General features: G+C 74.6%; 11 protein-coding genes and 1 pseudogene. 7 read left to right on the plus strand and 5 right to left on the minus strand.

Features of this window, described 5'->3' with window-relative positions; genetic code table 11:
- Nucleotides 1-129 precede the first annotated feature (129 nt).
- Nucleotides 130-2,211, plus strand: coding sequence for a HEAT repeat domain-containing protein (locus tag BKI49_RS03265; protein WP_095932654.1), 2,082 nt, complete (start codon nucleotides 130-132; stop codon nucleotides 2,209-2,211).
- Nucleotides 2,212-2,239: 28 nt separating this feature from the next.
- On the opposite strand, the gene BKI49_RS03270 is transcribed toward BKI49_RS03265, so the two are convergent.
- A complete protein-coding gene (locus tag BKI49_RS03270; RefSeq protein ID WP_095932655.1) occupies nucleotides 2,240-2,818 on the minus strand; it encodes an Rv1733c family protein in 579 nt (192 codons plus the stop codon).
- A 271-nt stretch (nucleotides 2,819-3,089) separates the two neighbouring features.
- Between BKI49_RS03270 and BKI49_RS03275 the strand changes: the two genes are divergently transcribed.
- The 4 genes from BKI49_RS03275 to BKI49_RS03290 all read left to right on the plus strand — a co-directional run bounded on the left by BKI49_RS03275 (nucleotide 3,090) and on the right by BKI49_RS03290 (nucleotide 7,495).
- Complete coding sequence (locus BKI49_RS03275; protein WP_179332320.1) at nucleotides 3,090-4,175, plus strand: WD40/YVTN/BNR-like repeat-containing protein; 1,086 nt, start codon at nucleotides 3,090-3,092, stop codon at nucleotides 4,173-4,175.
- Nucleotides 4,176-4,420: 245 nt separating this feature from the next.
- Nucleotides 4,421-5,098 carry a uracil-DNA glycosylase gene (locus tag BKI49_RS03280; protein ID WP_095932657.1) on the plus strand — a complete coding sequence of 226 codons (678 nt, stop codon included), beginning with the start codon at nucleotides 4,421-4,423 and terminating at the stop codon, nucleotides 5,096-5,098.
- The gene (locus tag BKI49_RS03285; RefSeq protein WP_095932658.1) at nucleotides 5,095-6,105 is read left to right on the plus strand and encodes an N-acetylglucosamine kinase; all 1,011 of its coding nucleotides are present in this window, start codon (nucleotides 5,095-5,097) and stop codon (nucleotides 6,103-6,105) included. Before BKI49_RS03280 ends, BKI49_RS03285 begins: the two co-directional genes overlap by 4 nt.
- A 469-nt stretch (nucleotides 6,106-6,574) precedes the next feature.
- Nucleotides 6,575-7,495: a sirohydrochlorin chelatase gene (locus BKI49_RS03290; protein ID WP_095932659.1), complete on the plus strand. Its 921-nt coding sequence runs from the start codon at nucleotides 6,575-6,577 to the stop codon at nucleotides 7,493-7,495.
- A gap of 244 nt (nucleotides 7,496-7,739) precedes the next feature.
- Here the strand turns inward: BKI49_RS03290 and BKI49_RS03295 are convergent, their stop codons facing one another.
- From BKI49_RS03295 to BKI49_RS03305, 3 genes are all read right to left on the minus strand, one after another.
- Nucleotides 7,740-8,786 (minus strand): lactonase family protein, encoded by a 1,047-nt coding sequence (locus BKI49_RS03295; RefSeq protein WP_095932660.1) that lies wholly within the window; start codon nucleotides 8,784-8,786, stop codon nucleotides 7,740-7,742.
- 60 nt (nucleotides 8,787-8,846) lie between these two features.
- Nucleotides 8,847-10,217 carry a nitric oxide synthase oxygenase gene (locus BKI49_RS03300; RefSeq protein ID WP_095932741.1) on the minus strand — a complete coding sequence of 457 codons (1,371 nt, stop codon included), beginning with the start codon at nucleotides 10,215-10,217 and terminating at the stop codon, nucleotides 8,847-8,849.
- A gap of 670 nt (nucleotides 10,218-10,887) precedes the next feature.
- Nucleotides 10,888-12,375, minus strand: a complete 1,488-nt coding sequence (locus tag BKI49_RS03305) for an FUSC family protein (protein WP_095932742.1) — start codon at nucleotides 12,373-12,375, stop codon at nucleotides 10,888-10,890.
- A gap of 256 nt (nucleotides 12,376-12,631) precedes the next feature.
- Between BKI49_RS03305 and BKI49_RS03310 the strand changes: the two genes are divergently transcribed.
- Both BKI49_RS03310 and BKI49_RS03315 read left to right on the plus strand, forming a co-directional pair.
- Nucleotides 12,632-13,108, plus strand: a complete 477-nt coding sequence (locus BKI49_RS03310; RefSeq protein WP_095932661.1) for an Lrp/AsnC family transcriptional regulator — start codon at nucleotides 12,632-12,634, stop codon at nucleotides 13,106-13,108.
- Between the two features lie 121 nt (nucleotides 13,109-13,229).
- Nucleotides 13,230-13,922 carry an HAD family hydrolase gene (locus tag BKI49_RS03315; protein ID WP_095932662.1) on the plus strand — a complete coding sequence of 231 codons (693 nt, stop codon included), beginning with the start codon at nucleotides 13,230-13,232 and terminating at the stop codon, nucleotides 13,920-13,922.
- Nucleotides 13,923-14,093: 171 nt separating this feature from the next.
- Here BKI49_RS03315 and BKI49_RS36275 read toward each other — a convergent pair.
- A pseudogene (locus BKI49_RS36275) lies at nucleotides 14,094-14,795 on the minus strand (XdhC family protein); the annotation flags it as partial.
- Nucleotides 14,796-15,093 lie beyond the last annotated feature (298 nt).

A 15,093-nucleotide genomic window follows, 5' to 3' on the forward strand; every position in this document is an offset into this window, starting at 1 on the left:
GTGCGAATCGCCCCAGTCCAGGACTCCGGCCATGGCGCCCGCGGCCGTCGCCCGGCACGCTTCCCGGCGTCACTGTCAGTGCCGTGGTGCACACTCTCGATCAGTTGCCGGATGCCTGGGGAGGACGCCGTGTTCAGGGGGATCGACGAGGTCGGCTGGGCTTCGATGGAGCATGCGTACGGAAGCGCCGAGGACGTGCCGGGGCTGTTGCGCGGGCTCGCCGCGGCGAACCCCGAGGAGCGCGAGCGGGCGCTCGACGGGATGTACGGGGCGGTGCACCACCAGGGCGACGTGTACGACTCGACATTGGCCTGCATCCCCTTCCTGTTCGAGCTCGTCACCCACGCAGAAGTCCCCGACCGCGGCGGCATCGTGGAACTGCTCGTCAGCATCGGCGGAGGGGACGACGGCGAGGACGACGACGATGCCGGGGACGCCGAGGAGGACGTCACCGCCCCGGTCCACGGCGAGGACGGCGACCGCGACGACGGCGACGGCGACGGCGACGGCGACAATCGGGCGATGGCCCGTGCGGCGATACGGGCGGGGGCCGCGGCCTTCGTCGGCCTGGTCGCGGACGAGGACCCGGAGGTACGGCGCGCGGTGCCGGCCGCGCTCGTCCGCTTCCTCGACGAACCGGAGCGCGTGCTCGGCCTGTTGAGGGAACGGCTGGACGCCGAGGAGGAGGGCGGCGTCCGGCTGGCCCTCGCCGAGGGCATCGGACTGCTCGCGCGACTGCACGCCGGGGTCGGCGCACCGGCGGTGGACTGCCTGACCGCGCTGTGCGCCGCCCCGCACGAGCCGGGGCTCCGGCTCGCCGCGCTCGGCCAGCTCGCGGGGTGCGCACCCGACCGCCTCCCCGCCGACCTGGTGCCCACCGTCATCGCCCTGCTGCGCGCACGGTCGCGATGCGCCCGCGGATCGGAGGAGCCCGAGCGCACCGGCACGGACACGCTCATCGGACATCTGCGCCGCATGCGGCCCGCGGACGAGGAGGGCTCCCAGCTGCTGCGCACGCTCCACACGGCACTCGGTTCCCGCACCGCCGACCGGATCGCCCTGCTCGAAGGGCAGTTGACCGGCAAGGACGCGGCCGACCGGTGCAACGCGGTGTGGATGTCCGCGGGACTGTTCCGCGAGTGGCGTGCCTCGTACGAGGAGCCGATCGCCCTGATCGGTGAGCAACTCGCCGCGGACGAGGAGCGTCTGCGCTACGCCGCGGTGTCGGTCCTGGAGTCCCTCTTCACCCTCGCGGCGCCCGCCGCCGACCGGCTCGCCGCTCTGGTGGAGTCGGACCCGCGGGCCTGGGGTTCCGGCACGCCGACCCTGGGCCGCCCGCTGAAGGCCCTGGCCAGGGCCGGGGATCCCCGGGCGGTTCCCGCCCTGGCCCAGGTGCTGACCCAGCCCGTCGTCCCGAACGAGGTCGGTCACGCGATCGAGTACCTGGGCCCGGCCGCCGCGCCCCTGGCCCCGCTGCTGCGGCAGCGCCTCGGCGAGGTGCCCCTGGACTCCCGGGAGACGTACGGCCGGGCCGCGCCGCTGCTGTCCGCGCTCGGCAGGCTGCGGCACGACGCCGCGGTGCCGGAAGTACTCCGGCTGCTGCACGGCGCGCCCGGCACGCTGTCGCTGCGGGACTCGCTCGTGAGCGCGCTCGCCGGGACGCTCGGGACGTTCGGGGCCGGCGCGCGGACAGCGACGCCGGTGCTGCGCGAACTGCTGGACGGTCCGAGCGCCGTCCCGGCGGCCGCCGCGCTCTGGGCGGTCGAGGGCGACCTGACCGCGGTGCTTCCGCCGCTGATGCGGGGGCTCGCGGAGGAGGGGACGGGCCACGCGCGGCCGGCGGCGGACGCCCTCGGCCGCGTGGGGCCGCCCGCCGCCGCCGCGCTTCCGGAGCTGCGGCGGCTCGCGGAGTCGGCCGAGGTCTGGGAGCGGACGGCCGCCGCCTGCGCGCTCTGGGACATCGCCGGCGATCCGGAGCCCGTGCTGCGGGTGTTCCGCACCGCCTGGCACGAGAACGCGTACACACGCGGCACGATCGCCGCGTGTCTCGTCCGGATGGGCGGCGCGGCGGAGCCCGTCCACGATCTGGTCCACGCGGAGCTGGCCGCTCCGCGGCGGCACCGGGCGCGGTCCGGCGGCTACGGCAGTCACGACATCCTGGAGGACGAACGACTGTTGCGGGACTGCCGCACGGTGCTGGACGCGGCGTAGCGCCGTCGGGCCCGCGGAGGGCCGGGGCTCAGCTCGTCGTCCGGCCCCATCTGGGTCCTATCCGCGCCCACTCCTGGTCCCACTGGTCCATGCGGCGCCTTTCGAGACGGCCCCGTACCAGCCGGCCGCCGACGAAGGGCACGGCCGCCGCGCTCACGCCCACGAGGACACCGACCATGGCGGACCGGGTCTGCGCCTGCGAGGCGGTGGCCGGTTTGGTGACGAGGCGCCCCTGCCGGTCGGTCCACACGGTGACCGGGGTGCCCGCCTCCGTCCCGGCGTAGACCCTCGCCTGGCCGGTGTGGGCCGAGCCGTCCGGCGCGGTCCAGCGCACCTTCGCCCAGACGAGGCCGCTCGCGGACTCCGTGGCGCCGGAACCGACCGCGTCCTCGGTGACCTGGGCCGCGACGGAGCGCCACTGGGCGCGTTCCACGGCGAGGCCCCGCTCGACGGTCCGCGCGGTCAGTAGACCGGTGAAGACGCCACTGAGCACGATGAGCACCCAGGCGACGAGCATGATCCAGGCCTCCAGGGCGTCACTGCGGCGCCGCAACGGATTGCGCCGCCACCGCCACAGCCAGACCTTCGGACCTCGGAATGCCGCCATCGATGGCATCCTCCTCACAGCCGCACGGAAACGCCCCGTCCCCCTCCCATACGCGCTCGGCCCGCCGGATGCTCAGGCCGGGTCGGTCGACTCGTCCGTCCCTGGAATCACGGTACGCCGCATATGTGCCGGGAGGCAGCTCGAAGGGATCGCCGTCAGGCCCCGACACGGCGTCCGCGACCTGCGCGGACGACTAGTTCAGGGGTCACTGTCAGTGGTGGGGTGCAGACTGGCCGGTGTCTGGGACAACGACGTCGCGGAGGTGGTCGGCATGGCCGACGTTCTGCTCACGGTAGGCACGCGCAAGGGACTGTTCATCGGACGACGGCGCGGCGGCGCCTGGGAGTTCGACGAAAGTCCGTACTTCAACGCACAGGCGGTGTACTCGGTCGCGATCGACACCCGGGGCGAGCGTCCCCGGCTGCTGGTCGGCGGGGACAGCGCGCACTGGGGCCCGTCCGTGTTCCACTCGGACGACCTGGGCCGGACGTGGACCGAGCCGGCGCAGCCCGCCGTCAAGTTCCCCAAGGACACCGGCGCCTCGCTGGAGCGGGTCTGGCAGTTGCACCCGGCGGCCGCCGAACCGGACGTGGTGTACGCGGGCACCGAGCCCGCCGCGCTGTACCGCTCCGAGGACCGTGGCGAGTCCTTCGAGCTCGTCCGTCCGCTGTGGGAGCACCCCACCCGCTCGAAGTGGGTGCCCGGCGGTGGTGGCGAGGGGCTGCACACCATCCTCACCGACGCCCGCGATCCGCGCGCCGTGACGGTCGCCGTCTCCACGGCGGGCGTCTTCCGCACCGAGGACGGCGGCGCGAGCTGGGCCCCTTCCAACTCCGGTGTCTCCGCGGTGTTCCTGCCGGACCCGAACCCGGAGTTCGGCCAGTGCGTGCACAAGGTCGCGCGGGACGCCGCGAACCCCGACCGGCTGTATCTGCAGAACCACTGGGGCGTGTACCGCAGTGACGACGCGGGCGCGAACTGGACGGACATCGGCGACGCTCTGCCGTCCACGTTCGGGTTCGCGGTCGCCGCGCATCCGCACCGCGGCGACACGGCGTACAACTTCCCGATCACGGCGGACTCGGACCGCGTCCCCGCCGACCGGCGCTGTCGCGTCTTCCGCACGTCGGACGCGGGCAAGAGCTGGCAGCCGCTGACCGCCGGCCTGCCCGCAGAGGACCACTACGGCACGGTCCTGCGCGACGCCCTGTGCACGGACGACGCCGACCCGGCCGGCGTGTACTTCGGCAACCGCAACGGCGAGGTGTTCGCCTCGGCCGACGACGGCGACAGCTGGAAGCAACTGGCCTCGCACCTGCCGGACGTGCTGTGCGTACGGGCAGCTGTCATCGGCTGAGGCAAGCGGGGGGAGACGCCGGTGGGTGTCCTGGGAGAGACGACAGCGAAGTGCCGTGCGCGGGGAGGCCTTCGGGCCGGTCCCGGGGTGCCCATCGCGACGGAGGGCGAGCCGGAACGGAGCGGGCCAGGAAGTCGCGGACCCTGTCCCGGGAGCACTCGGTTCGTCGACGGATCGGTCAGGCCCGGTCGCCGCGGGCCCACCGGTTTGATCTCCGCCGTGTGTACGGCAGTAGGGTGACGCCCGTGGCACCACGACCGTTGCATGAAATCGTCGAACCGGGCTGGGCGAAAGCCCTCGAACCCGTGACGGGACAGATCGCCGGGATGGGCGACTTCCTGCGCGCGGAGATCGCCGCCGGACGCACCTACCTCCCGGCGGGGGCGAACGTCCTGCGGGCCTTCCAGCAGCCCTTCGACGAGGTACGCGTCCTCATCGTCGGGCAGGACCCCTACCCCACTCCGGGGCACGCGGTGGGGCTGTCGTTCTCGGTCGCCCCGGACGTGCGTCCGCTGCCGGGCAGCCTGATCAACATCTTCCGTGAGCTCAACACCGATCTGGGCCTGCCCCAGCCGTCCAACGGCGACCTCACCCCCTGGACCCGGCAGGGCGTGCTCCTGCTCAACAGGGCGCTCACCACGGCCCCTCGTACCCCGGCCGCACACCGCGGCAAGGGCTGGGAGGAGGTCACCGAGCAGGCGATACGGGCGCTCGCCGCACGGGGGCGGCCTCTCGTGTCGATCCTGTGGGGCCGCGACGCCAGGAATCTGCGCCCGCTCCTCGGCGACCTGCCCGCGGTGGAGTCCGCGCATCCCTCCCCCATGTCGGCGGACCGGGGCTTCTTCGGTTCCCGGCCCTTCAGCCGGGCCAACGACCTGTTGGCCCGCCAGGGGGCCCAGCCGGTGGACTGGCGCCTGCCGTGACGGCCGGCGCCACACCGGCACCGACCGCCGTACTCGCCGTCGACTCGGGAGGTTCGGGACTGCGCGCGGTGCTGGCCGCGCACGGTCGGGACCCCGGCGCTCCCCCCGAACGACTCGGCGCGCCCCTGACCTCCCGGGAGCCGGTCCGGACGGGACCGCGTGGCATCGACGCGGCTCATCTGGCCGGACAACTGGTGCCGATGGCACGCCGGTTGCTGGCGGTGGCGGGGGCCGACGGAATCGCGGCCGTCGCCGTCGGGGCCGCGGGACTCGCCACGCTCGGTGACGCGTTGCGCGCCGACCTTCCGTCCGCGCTGGAGCGTGAACTGGGCGTGCGGCGGCTCGCGTTGGTCGCCGACGCGGTGACGGCGTACACCGGCGCCCTCGGCCTGCGCGCGGGCGCCGTCATCGCCGCGGGCACCGGACTGATCGCGGTCGGCACCGATCTGACCCGCTGGCGACGGGCCGACGGATGGGGCCATCTGCTCGGGGACTGCGGCGGCGGGGCCTGGATCGGTCGCGCCGGCCTGGAGGCGGCCGTACGGGCCTTCGACGGTCGCCGGGGAGGCTCCGCGGCCCTGTTGGAGCGCGCGGAGGAGATGTTCGGGCCGGTGCCGGGGCTGCCGGCCCAGCTGTACCCGCGCACGGACCGGCCCGCCGCCCTCGCGTCCTTCGCCCCCGAGGTCGCGGCCTGCGCCGCGGCCGATCCGGTGGCGGCCGAGATCCTGCGCTCGGCGGCGGCACAGATGGCCGAGTCCGCGGCGGCGGTCTGCCCGGACGGCGACGAGGCCCGAGTCGCCCTGACCGGTGGCCTGTTCAAGATGGGTGAGCCACTGCTCGGGCCGCTGCGCGAGGAGTTGGCGCGGCAGCTGCCGCACGCCCGGCAGGTACCGGCCGCGGGCGACCCGCTGGACGGCGCCGTGCGCATCGCCGCCGACCTGGCCGACGACCGGCTCACGCTGCCCACGGACGAGCGGATGCTGTTCGTGGTGACCGAAAAGCCCTAGCGGGACGCCCGCGACGGACCGGAGGACGACACACAGCCGGAAACAGACGTCGGCGGACGAGCTGCCGGAAACGGATACGGGCGGACGAACTCCCGGAAACGGGCGGCCGGAGTCGGACGGCCGGGCGCATCCGGTGCCGGTTCCCGGCCTCGCGCGCCACGCGCACCCGGCCGGCATCGGTCCGCGACGCGCGCGCGAATCCGACGGGCCGCGCCCATCCCGTCGAGCGCTCTCCCTGGTCAGCGCCTCGCGGTCGAATTCCATGACCGACATGGGGGATTGTTCGGCCGTGTCGGACACCTGAGGGTGACACGTGTGCCGAACACCGCGCATCTCACCCGGCTCACAAGTGGGTTGGTACCGATCACTTCCGATCCGTACGTAACTCATCAGACAAAAGCGGACGGATACCGCTCACCTGCACCCTCCCCGAACAGGGGAGCCCAAGAAGCCAGTAACATGCGGCGCCATGAGCTCCCCCACTGGGCCCGCGTCCGGCCTGCCAGTACGAATGCCGCGACCCCGCCAGCCCGGCCGGCACCGCCGTCCGGAACCCCTGGCGGCTCCTGAGGGCGCGCCCGCGCTCGTCCTCGCGGTGCCGGGCACCCCCAGCGCCGCCACGCGCAGCCTCGCCGAGGAGGTCGTGAGCATCGCGCGCTCCGAGCTCCCCGGCCTCGACGCCCGTATCGGGTACCTGGACGGGGACGACGAATTCCCCACGCTGCAGTCCGTGCTGACCCACGCCGCCGAGGAGCGCACCGCGCGCTTCGAGCAGGCGCGCGCCGCCGGTGCGGACGTGGCCGAGCCCGACGGGCCGGTCGCCGTCGTGGTGCCGCTGCTCGCCGGTCCGGACAACGCGCTGCTCCGCCGCGTCCGCCAGGCCGTCATGGAGAGCCGTGTCGCGGCCGACCTGACGGATGTCCTCGGCCCGCACCCGCTGCTCGCCGAGGCGCTGCACGTACGCCTGTCCGAGGCGGGTCTGGCCCGCGCCGACCGCGCCCGGCTGTTCACCGTCGCGACCGCCGCGGACGGCATCATCCTGGCCGCCGTGGGCGGCGAGGAGGCCGTGCAGGCGGCCGGGATCACCGGCATGCTGCTCGCGGCCCGGCTCGCCGTCCCGGTGATGGCGGCGGCGCTCGACGTGGAGGGCGCGATCGCGGCCACCGCCGAGCAGCTGCGCGGCTCGGGTTCGCAGCAGCTGGCGCTCGCGCCGTACCTGATCGGGCCGGAGCTCGACGCGGGTCTGCTCGACGCGGCCGCCAAGGAGGCGGGCTGCGCCGCCGCCGAGGCGCTCGGCCCGTACCCGGCGATCGGCAAGCTGGCACTGGCCAAGTACACGACTGCGCTGGGCATCGCCCCGCAGCAGCCGCAGGGCAGCCCGACCCACTAGCCGTCCGGCACACCAGCACCCCGAAGGGGCCCGCTCCGTCCCTGGAGCGGGCCCCTTCGCATGGGCGGCCGTTCACATGACACGCGGCCGGTCAGGTCGTGGACGGGAGCCCTCGGACGTCATGGACCGGAGTCCCAGGACCTCGTGGGCGAGACGCCCTGGCGTCATGGGCGGGACGCCCTGGCGTCATGGGCGGGAGGCCCCGGACGGATTCCAGGCCCGTGGCCGGGCCGCGGGGCGCAGGTCAGTCGAAGACGACGCAGGACGCGGCCGGTGCCGCGACCGAGCCGCCCCGTCGCGGCACGCCGGTGTCCGGGTCGACCACGAACCAGGTCACGTCACCGGAGCGCTCGTTCGCGCAGTACAGGAACCGGCCGGTGGGGTCGAGGGCCAGCGCTCGCGGCCACACGCCGCCGCAGGGCACCGTCGCCACCAGCCGCAGCCCCTCGCCGACCGCGTCCGGGGCGAGCACGGAGACGACGTCCTGACCCCGCGTCGCGGTCCACACGAACCGGCCGTCGGGCGACACGACGATCCCCGAGGGGTACGCGTCACCGCTCGGGACGCCCGACAGCACCGGAGTCTCGCCGACCGGCCGCAGCCCGCCGCCGGCGGCGTCCCAGCGGCAGACGGTGACGGTGGGCGCGAGTTCGTTGAGGACGTACGCGTGTTCGCCTCGCGGGTGGAAGGCCAGGTGGCGGGGGCCCGAGCCGGGCCGGAGGGCGATCTCGCGGTGGAGCGTGAGCGTTCCGCCGTCCAGGGCGCACACGCGTACGGAGTCCGTGCCGAGGTCGACACTCACCACCCACCGGCCGCTCGGGTCGGGCTGCACCTGATGGGCGTGCGGGCCCTGCTGACGCGGGGTGTGCGGGCCGGAGCCGGTGTGCTGGAGCACGCCTGAGGCACCGGCCGCCAGCCCGCCGACGGGGTCGACCGGCACGGCCGTGACGCTGCCGGAGCCGTAGTTGGCGGTCAGGACGTGTCCGGAGAACACGCTGAGGTGCGTGGGGCCGCTGCCGCCGACCGGCACGGGCGGCCCCGTCAGCTCCGGCTTGTCCTCGTGGACCCGGTAGGCGGCCACGCCGCCTTCGGCCGTCTCGCTCACCGCGTACAGCATGTCGCCCGCGGGCGACAGCGCGAGGTAGGAGGGATCGGGGACGCCGTCGACCGCGCTCAGGACCGTCAGGGCGCCGCTGTCCGGGTCCACGGCAGTCGTGAGGACACCGAGCCCTCCCGCCGCCGTGAACGAGCCGATGAACGCCCGCCGTCGCCGCCTGTCGCCGTCTGCCACTGCCGTCCCCTCTCGGTCCCGCGTAGTCCGGGGCGACGGTAGCAGCAGCGGCGCTGCGGTCTAGACCAGGGGCGCGCCCTCGGCCCGTTCCAAGGCCTCGGGATGGTGCACGTAGGCGGGGCGGCGTTCGACGGTCTCGTAGGTGCGGTGGAAGACCGGGGTGGCGCTCCCGGAGATCGGCGGCACGATCCACGACCAGTCCGCGCCCACCCGCCGCCCCCTGCGCTCCTCCTGCTCCAGGTGGGTGAGGAAGCGCCGGGACTCGGTGTGGTGATCGGTGACCGTGACGCCCGCCAGGTCGAAGGAGTGCAGCACGGACCGGTTCAGTTCGACGAGCGCGCGGTCCTTCCACAGGGAGCGGTCGGTGCGGGTGTCCAGGCCGAGGCGGTCCGCGATGCGGGGCAGCAGGTCGTAGCGGTCGGTGTCGGCGAGGTTGCGGGCACCGATCTCGGTGCCCATGTACCAGCCGTTGAAGGGCGCGGCCGGGTAGCAGATGCCGCCTATCTCCAGGCACATGTTGGCGAGCGCGGGCACCGCGTGCCAGCGCAGTCCGAGCGTGCGCCACCAGTCGTGCTCGGGGTGGGCGAGCTCCACTTCGAGCACCGCGTCGTCCGGCAGGGCGAACCAGCGGGGTTTGTCGTCGGTCCCCTCGATCACCAGCGGCAGTACGTCGAAGGCGGTGCCGGGGCCGCCTGGCCAGCCGAGCCGCCGGGCGAGCGCGGTGAGTCCGGCGTTGCGCGGGTCGCCGGTCACGCCGCCGTCCAGGCGCGTGTAGCCCGCGTACCGGACGAGCTGCTCGTTCCAGATCCTCGGGCCGGGCCGCCCCGGAGCGTCGGGCGCGAACACCGTGATCAGCGCCCGGATGCGGCCGTCGCGGGTGGCCTCCCGCAGATGGTCCGCCGCCCCGTCGGCGACGTCCTGCGCGCCCTGCACGTCCCTGCGGTCCCGCACGTGGAGGGAGTGCCAGTAGAGGCGCCCTATGCATCGGTTGGCGTTGCGCCAGGCCACGCGCGCGCCGAAGACGAGTTCCTCCGTGGTGTGCCGGTACGTCCCCGTGTCCGCCATCTCGGCCCGTACGGCGGCGATCCTCCGGGCCGGATCACCGAGGCGTCGCTCGACGTGATGGAGGGTGAGGAACTCGACGGCGGCCTGGAACAGCGCGTGCGGGCCGGGCGCCGGGACCGATCCGTACGCGGACGGTGCGGGGGCGGAGTTCGACGGCAGGGGGCCGGACGCGGACGATACGGGGCCGTACGGGGACGGCAGGAGGCCGGTCGGATTCCGCGGCGGGGCGGCGGGGCAGCCGGGCGGTGCGGTCGCGTCGTGGGCGGCGTGAGCGGACGGGGCGCTCCCGCCGTGCGCGTCGGGGCCCGCCGGACGGGCCCTGTCACGCGTGGCGGGCTCGGTCTGCGAGGTCGTGGTGGTCTGCATCGGCATGGTTCGCGCCGGCAGGGCGCGTGGTCCCGGTTCCGGCTGCCGGGCCGACCCGTTCGGACCCGGTGTCCTCGCGGGGTGGGACGAGGCGCCGCCCGGTGGGCCTGCGGGCGTCAGCCGCCCTCTGAGCCCCGGTACGGGACCGCTTGCGTCCCGACGGGCGCGTGTCCCGGCCCCGCCCCGCGCCTCCGGGGCGAGGGCGGCGCCGTCGTCGGACCGACGGACGGCGGGCAGCTGCGGTACCCGGGGGTCGGTGCCCTCCGGCCGACGGCCGCCCAGGTCAGGTTCCGGCCATCCGGCCGCGTCCGTGCCGTCGTGCCGGTGACCGGCGCCCAGGCGGTCCAGCCGGTCCAGCCAGCCGCCCGGACCGTCGGCGACCGGGGCCGCATGCCCCGCGTCCGGATCGTCGGCGCAGCGGCCTTCGTGCGCGCTTCTGCAAGGGACGTCCCGCATTGGTGCCACCCCCCAGGGGCTCCGCCCGCGGAGCCCTCCCGCACACGGTCCGCGGGTTCCGTGCGTCTGATAGCCGCGGGGTTACCCGGCCCACGGGGTGATCCACCCTCTGCATGGCCGGTAAAAGTGCCTCGTTCCGGGATGCGCCGTCCACCGGGCGACGGCGACCCGAGCCACCGGACCGTCCGCCGCCCGGCCCGAACGCCGGAAGGGCTCAGGCACCCATGAGCCGGGAACCGCGCAGCGGCGCCGCGAGCGCCAGGAGCGCGCGCTCGAGACCGTGGAGATGGGCGAGGGCCTGCTCGGCTCCGGGGTGGTGCCCCGGAGCCGCCGGACGGGCCGTCGCGGGACGCCCCGGCACGGCGCCGACCAGGGTCTCCATCGCGGTCTCGACCCGCCCGCACGCGGCCGTGAGACGTGCGTCGTGCGAGGCGTCCGGGTCGGCGGCCACGGCCGCGAGCCCCCGCACCTCGCGGGCGCAGTCGTCGAGCAGGGCGAGGATCTGACGGGCCCGCTCCTTGCGCGCACGCATCGGATTGAGCGGATGCACCAGGGGCGCGAGCGACAGGCGTACGCGCCCCAGGAGTGCTTCGAGCTCCCCCGCGCGCGGCGCCGGGTCGGCCTGATCGTCGCCCGCCAGCCGGTCGGCCGCCGCGGCGGTACAGCCGTGCACGGCGTGCAGGGCCCGCTCGACCCACCGGTCGGTGACGGCGTGCGTCGTGATGGGCAGGACCAGCGCGACGGCGAGCGCGGCACCCAGGGCGCCCGCTCCGGTCTCGGCCAGCCGGAGACCGAGCAGTCCGGGGTGCAGCACCCCGAGGAGCCCGTACAGCAGACCGGCCATCACGGTGACGAAGAACATCATCCAGCTGTACGAGGGTGCCGCCGTGTAGAAGATCCCGAAGACGCAGACGGCGACGAGCGCCGCGGTGGGCACCGGGGCGCCGTGCAGCGGTACGGCGATCAGCAGACCGGCGGCGATGCCGGTGACCGTGCCGACGACGCGCCGGAAACCGCGGACGAGCGTCTCACCGCGCGAGGCGGTGTTGACGAAGATCCACCAGGCGGTGCCCACGGCCCAGTACCAACGGTCGTGGGAGATCAGCTGGCCCGCGGTGAGCGCGAACGCGCAGGCGGCGGTCGCCTGGAAGGCCTGGCGCGTGGCGGGGCGTGCGAGTCCGCGCCCGTCCAGCGGCGTGGGCGCGGCGGGCAGCGGGGTGCGCCGCTCGACGCACCAGGCGCCGAAACGCACGGTGGACGACGCGGTGAGCGCGAGTGCGACGGCGCCGAACAGCTGGGGAAGCTGGCCGGGAACGGCGTGCAGGAACTGCGTGGTGAAGAACATCATGAACGCGAAGATGCCGAGCGCGTGGCCGCGCGGACCCCAGCGGCGGGCGTACACGCCGGCGAAGATCACGGCGAGCCAGGTCGCGTCGCGCACCGCGGGCGTCCCGTGCAGGGCGGTCGCCAGCGCGAGGACCGGGAAGCCGGCCAGCGGCAGCAGGGCGGTGGTGACGGCCTGGCCGCGCACGGTCGGGTCGCCCACCGTGAACAGCGCGAGGAGCGCGGCGAGACCGCCCGTGATGGACGCGGGCAGGGAGAGCCCGGCCCGTTCGCACACGGTCACCGCGAGACCGATACCGAGGACGGCCCGCAGGGAGACCCGCAGCCGGAACAGCCCCGGGTCCGGAGCCATGAACATCTTCTTCACCGTCGGCGGCCCGCCCCCACTTCGCATCGACACCTTCCGCGCACGGGTCCGTTCGGGCCTCGGCCCTCAGGACATGGGAATGGCGCCGCGGGTCCGGGCCGGCGTCCTTGCCGTCCGGCGCTGCGCAGCGCCATGAATACAGACAAGGTAAGCAACAGCCGGGAACTGGCTCAACAGGCGGAACCCAGGGAGGGCCATTGGTACAGTCGAAGGAGATCACGTAGGACAACAGGAAGACCAACGGACCATGGCCGTGGACGAACTAGACACCCGCATCCTGCGGCTGCTGCTCGAACAACCGCGCACCAGCGTGCGCGAGTACGCGCGCATCCTCGGCATCGCCCGCGGCACGCTCCAGGCGCGCCTCGACCGGCTGGAGCGAGACGGCGTGATCACCGGAGCGGCCCCGTCGCTCTCCCCCGCCGCCCTCGGACACCCGGTCCTGGCCTTCGTGCACATCGAGGTCACGCAGGGCCACCTCGACGAGGTCGGCGACGCCCTGGCCGCCGTGCCGGAGATCGTCGAGGCGTTCTCGATCACCGGCGGCGGCGATCTGCTCACCCGCGTGGTGGCCCGGGACAACGCACATCTGGAGGACGTGATCCAGGCCCTGATCAGCCTGCCGGGCGTCGTCCGCACCCGCACCGAGGTGGCGCTGCGCGAACGCGTCCCGCACCGGTTGCTGCCCCTCGTGGAGTCGATCGGGCGCAGCGCGAGGAGCTGACCACCGGACGACCCGGAGCCGACCACCGGCCGGCCGTGGGCCGGGGCCGAGCTCAACCGCCGGCCGGGCCCCGGTGGACCCGAGCGGATCCGCCCGCCGTGCACTTGGCATCCTTTTCCGCATGAGCACCTTCGGCACCACGGCGGTCATCTTCGATCTCGACGGAACGCTCGTGGACAGCGAGCCGAACTACTTCGAGGCGGGCCGCCGGACCCTCGCCGAGCAGGGCGTCACGGACTTCACCTGGGCCGACCACGAGCAGTACGTCGGCATCAGCACCCAGGAGACGCTCGCCCTCTGGAAGGAGCGCTACGGCCTGACAGCCCCGCTCGACACGCTGCTCGCCGACAAGAACCGCCGCTATCTGGAGCTGGCCCGCGCCTCGACGCAGGTGTACCCGGAGATGCGGAAGTTCGTGGAGCTGCTGGCCGCCGAGGACGTCCCGATGGCGGTGGCCTCCGGCTCCTCGCCGGAGGCCATCGAGGCGATCCTGGCGGGCACGGGCCTTGCCCCGTACATGCCGACCGTGGTCTCGGCCGACGAGGTCGCGCACGGCAAGCCCGCCCCCGACGTCTTCCTGGAGGCGGCTCGCCGCCTGGGCGCCGCACCGGCCGACTGCGTGGTGCTGGAGGACGCCGCGCCGGGCGTCGCCGCCGCGCACGCCGCCGGGATGCGGTGCATCGCGGTCCCCTACGTCGCCGCGCAGGCCGACGACCCGGCCTTCGCGACGGCCGGACTGCTGCTGCGCGGCGGTCAGTCCGAGTTCACCGCGCGCGGCGCGTACGACTGGCTCGCGCCACGCACGTCCGGCTGACGACCGACGGGGCCGACGCACTGACGGGCCGACCGGCCCACCGGCTGACGGGCCAACGCGCCAACGGACCGACGGGGCGACGGGGCGACGGGCCAACGGACCGACGAGGCGACGGGCCAACGGGCCAACGGGCCAGGCGATCCGGCCCGCTCTCGTCCCGCCGCCGGCCGGTCAGGACGCCCGGACCACCGATGCGGTCACCCGGTCGTGGTGGATCGGCAGCCCGTTGCCGGTGAGCGGGACGCCCGATCCGCCACGCCGCGACGCGACGATCTCGGCCGCGATGGACAGGGCCGTCTCCTCAGGGGTGCGGGCGCCGAGGTCGAGACCGATGGGCGAGCGCAGCCGCGCGAGTTCCGGGTCGGTGAGGCCCACCTCGCGCAGGCGGCGCTCGCGGTCCTCGTGGGTGCGACGTGACCCCATGGCGCCGACGTACGCGACGGGCAGGCGCAGTGCCGTCTCCAGCAGGGGGATGTCGAACTTGGCGTCGTGGGTGAGGACGCACAGGACCGTGCGGTGGTCGGTCGCGGTGTTCCGCAGGTAGCGGTGCGGCCAGTCGACCACGACCTCGTCGGCCTCGGGGAAGCGGTTCCGGGTAGCGAAGACGGGGCGGGCGTCGCACACGGTCACGTGGTGACCGAGGAACTTGCCCGCCCGGACCAGTGCCGCCGCGAAGTCCACGGCGCCGAAGACGATCATCCGCGGCGGGGGCACGCTCGACTCCACGAACAGCGTCACCCCGCCCGGGCAGTTCGCCCCGTCCTCGGAGATCTCGACGGTGCCGGTGCGTCCCGCGTCGAGCATGGCCCGGGCCTCGGCTGCCGCGGTCGCTTCCAGCGCGGCACCGACGCCCCCTTCCCGTGACCACGAGGCCCCGCCGCCCCCGTCCCACTGCGGCCCGACCTGCACCGCGTCCCGCTCCGGCCCGACCTGCACCGCGTCCCGATTCGGCTCGACCTGCACCGTGTCCCGCTCCGGCCCGACCTGCACCCCGTCCCGCTCCGGCCCGACCTGCACCCCGTCCCGCTCCGGCCCGACCTGCACCCCGTCCCGCTCCGGCCCGACCTGCACCCCGTCCCGATTCGGCTCGACCTCCGTCGCGTCCCGATGCGGCCCGGACCCCGTCACGTCCGGCTTCGGCTCGGCCGCCGGCGCGGAGCGCGACACCCCG

The organism is Streptomyces sp. Tue6028, from assembly GCF_002300165.1.
GTDB lineage: Bacteria > Actinomycetota > Actinomycetes > Streptomycetales > Streptomycetaceae > Streptomyces > Streptomyces siamensis.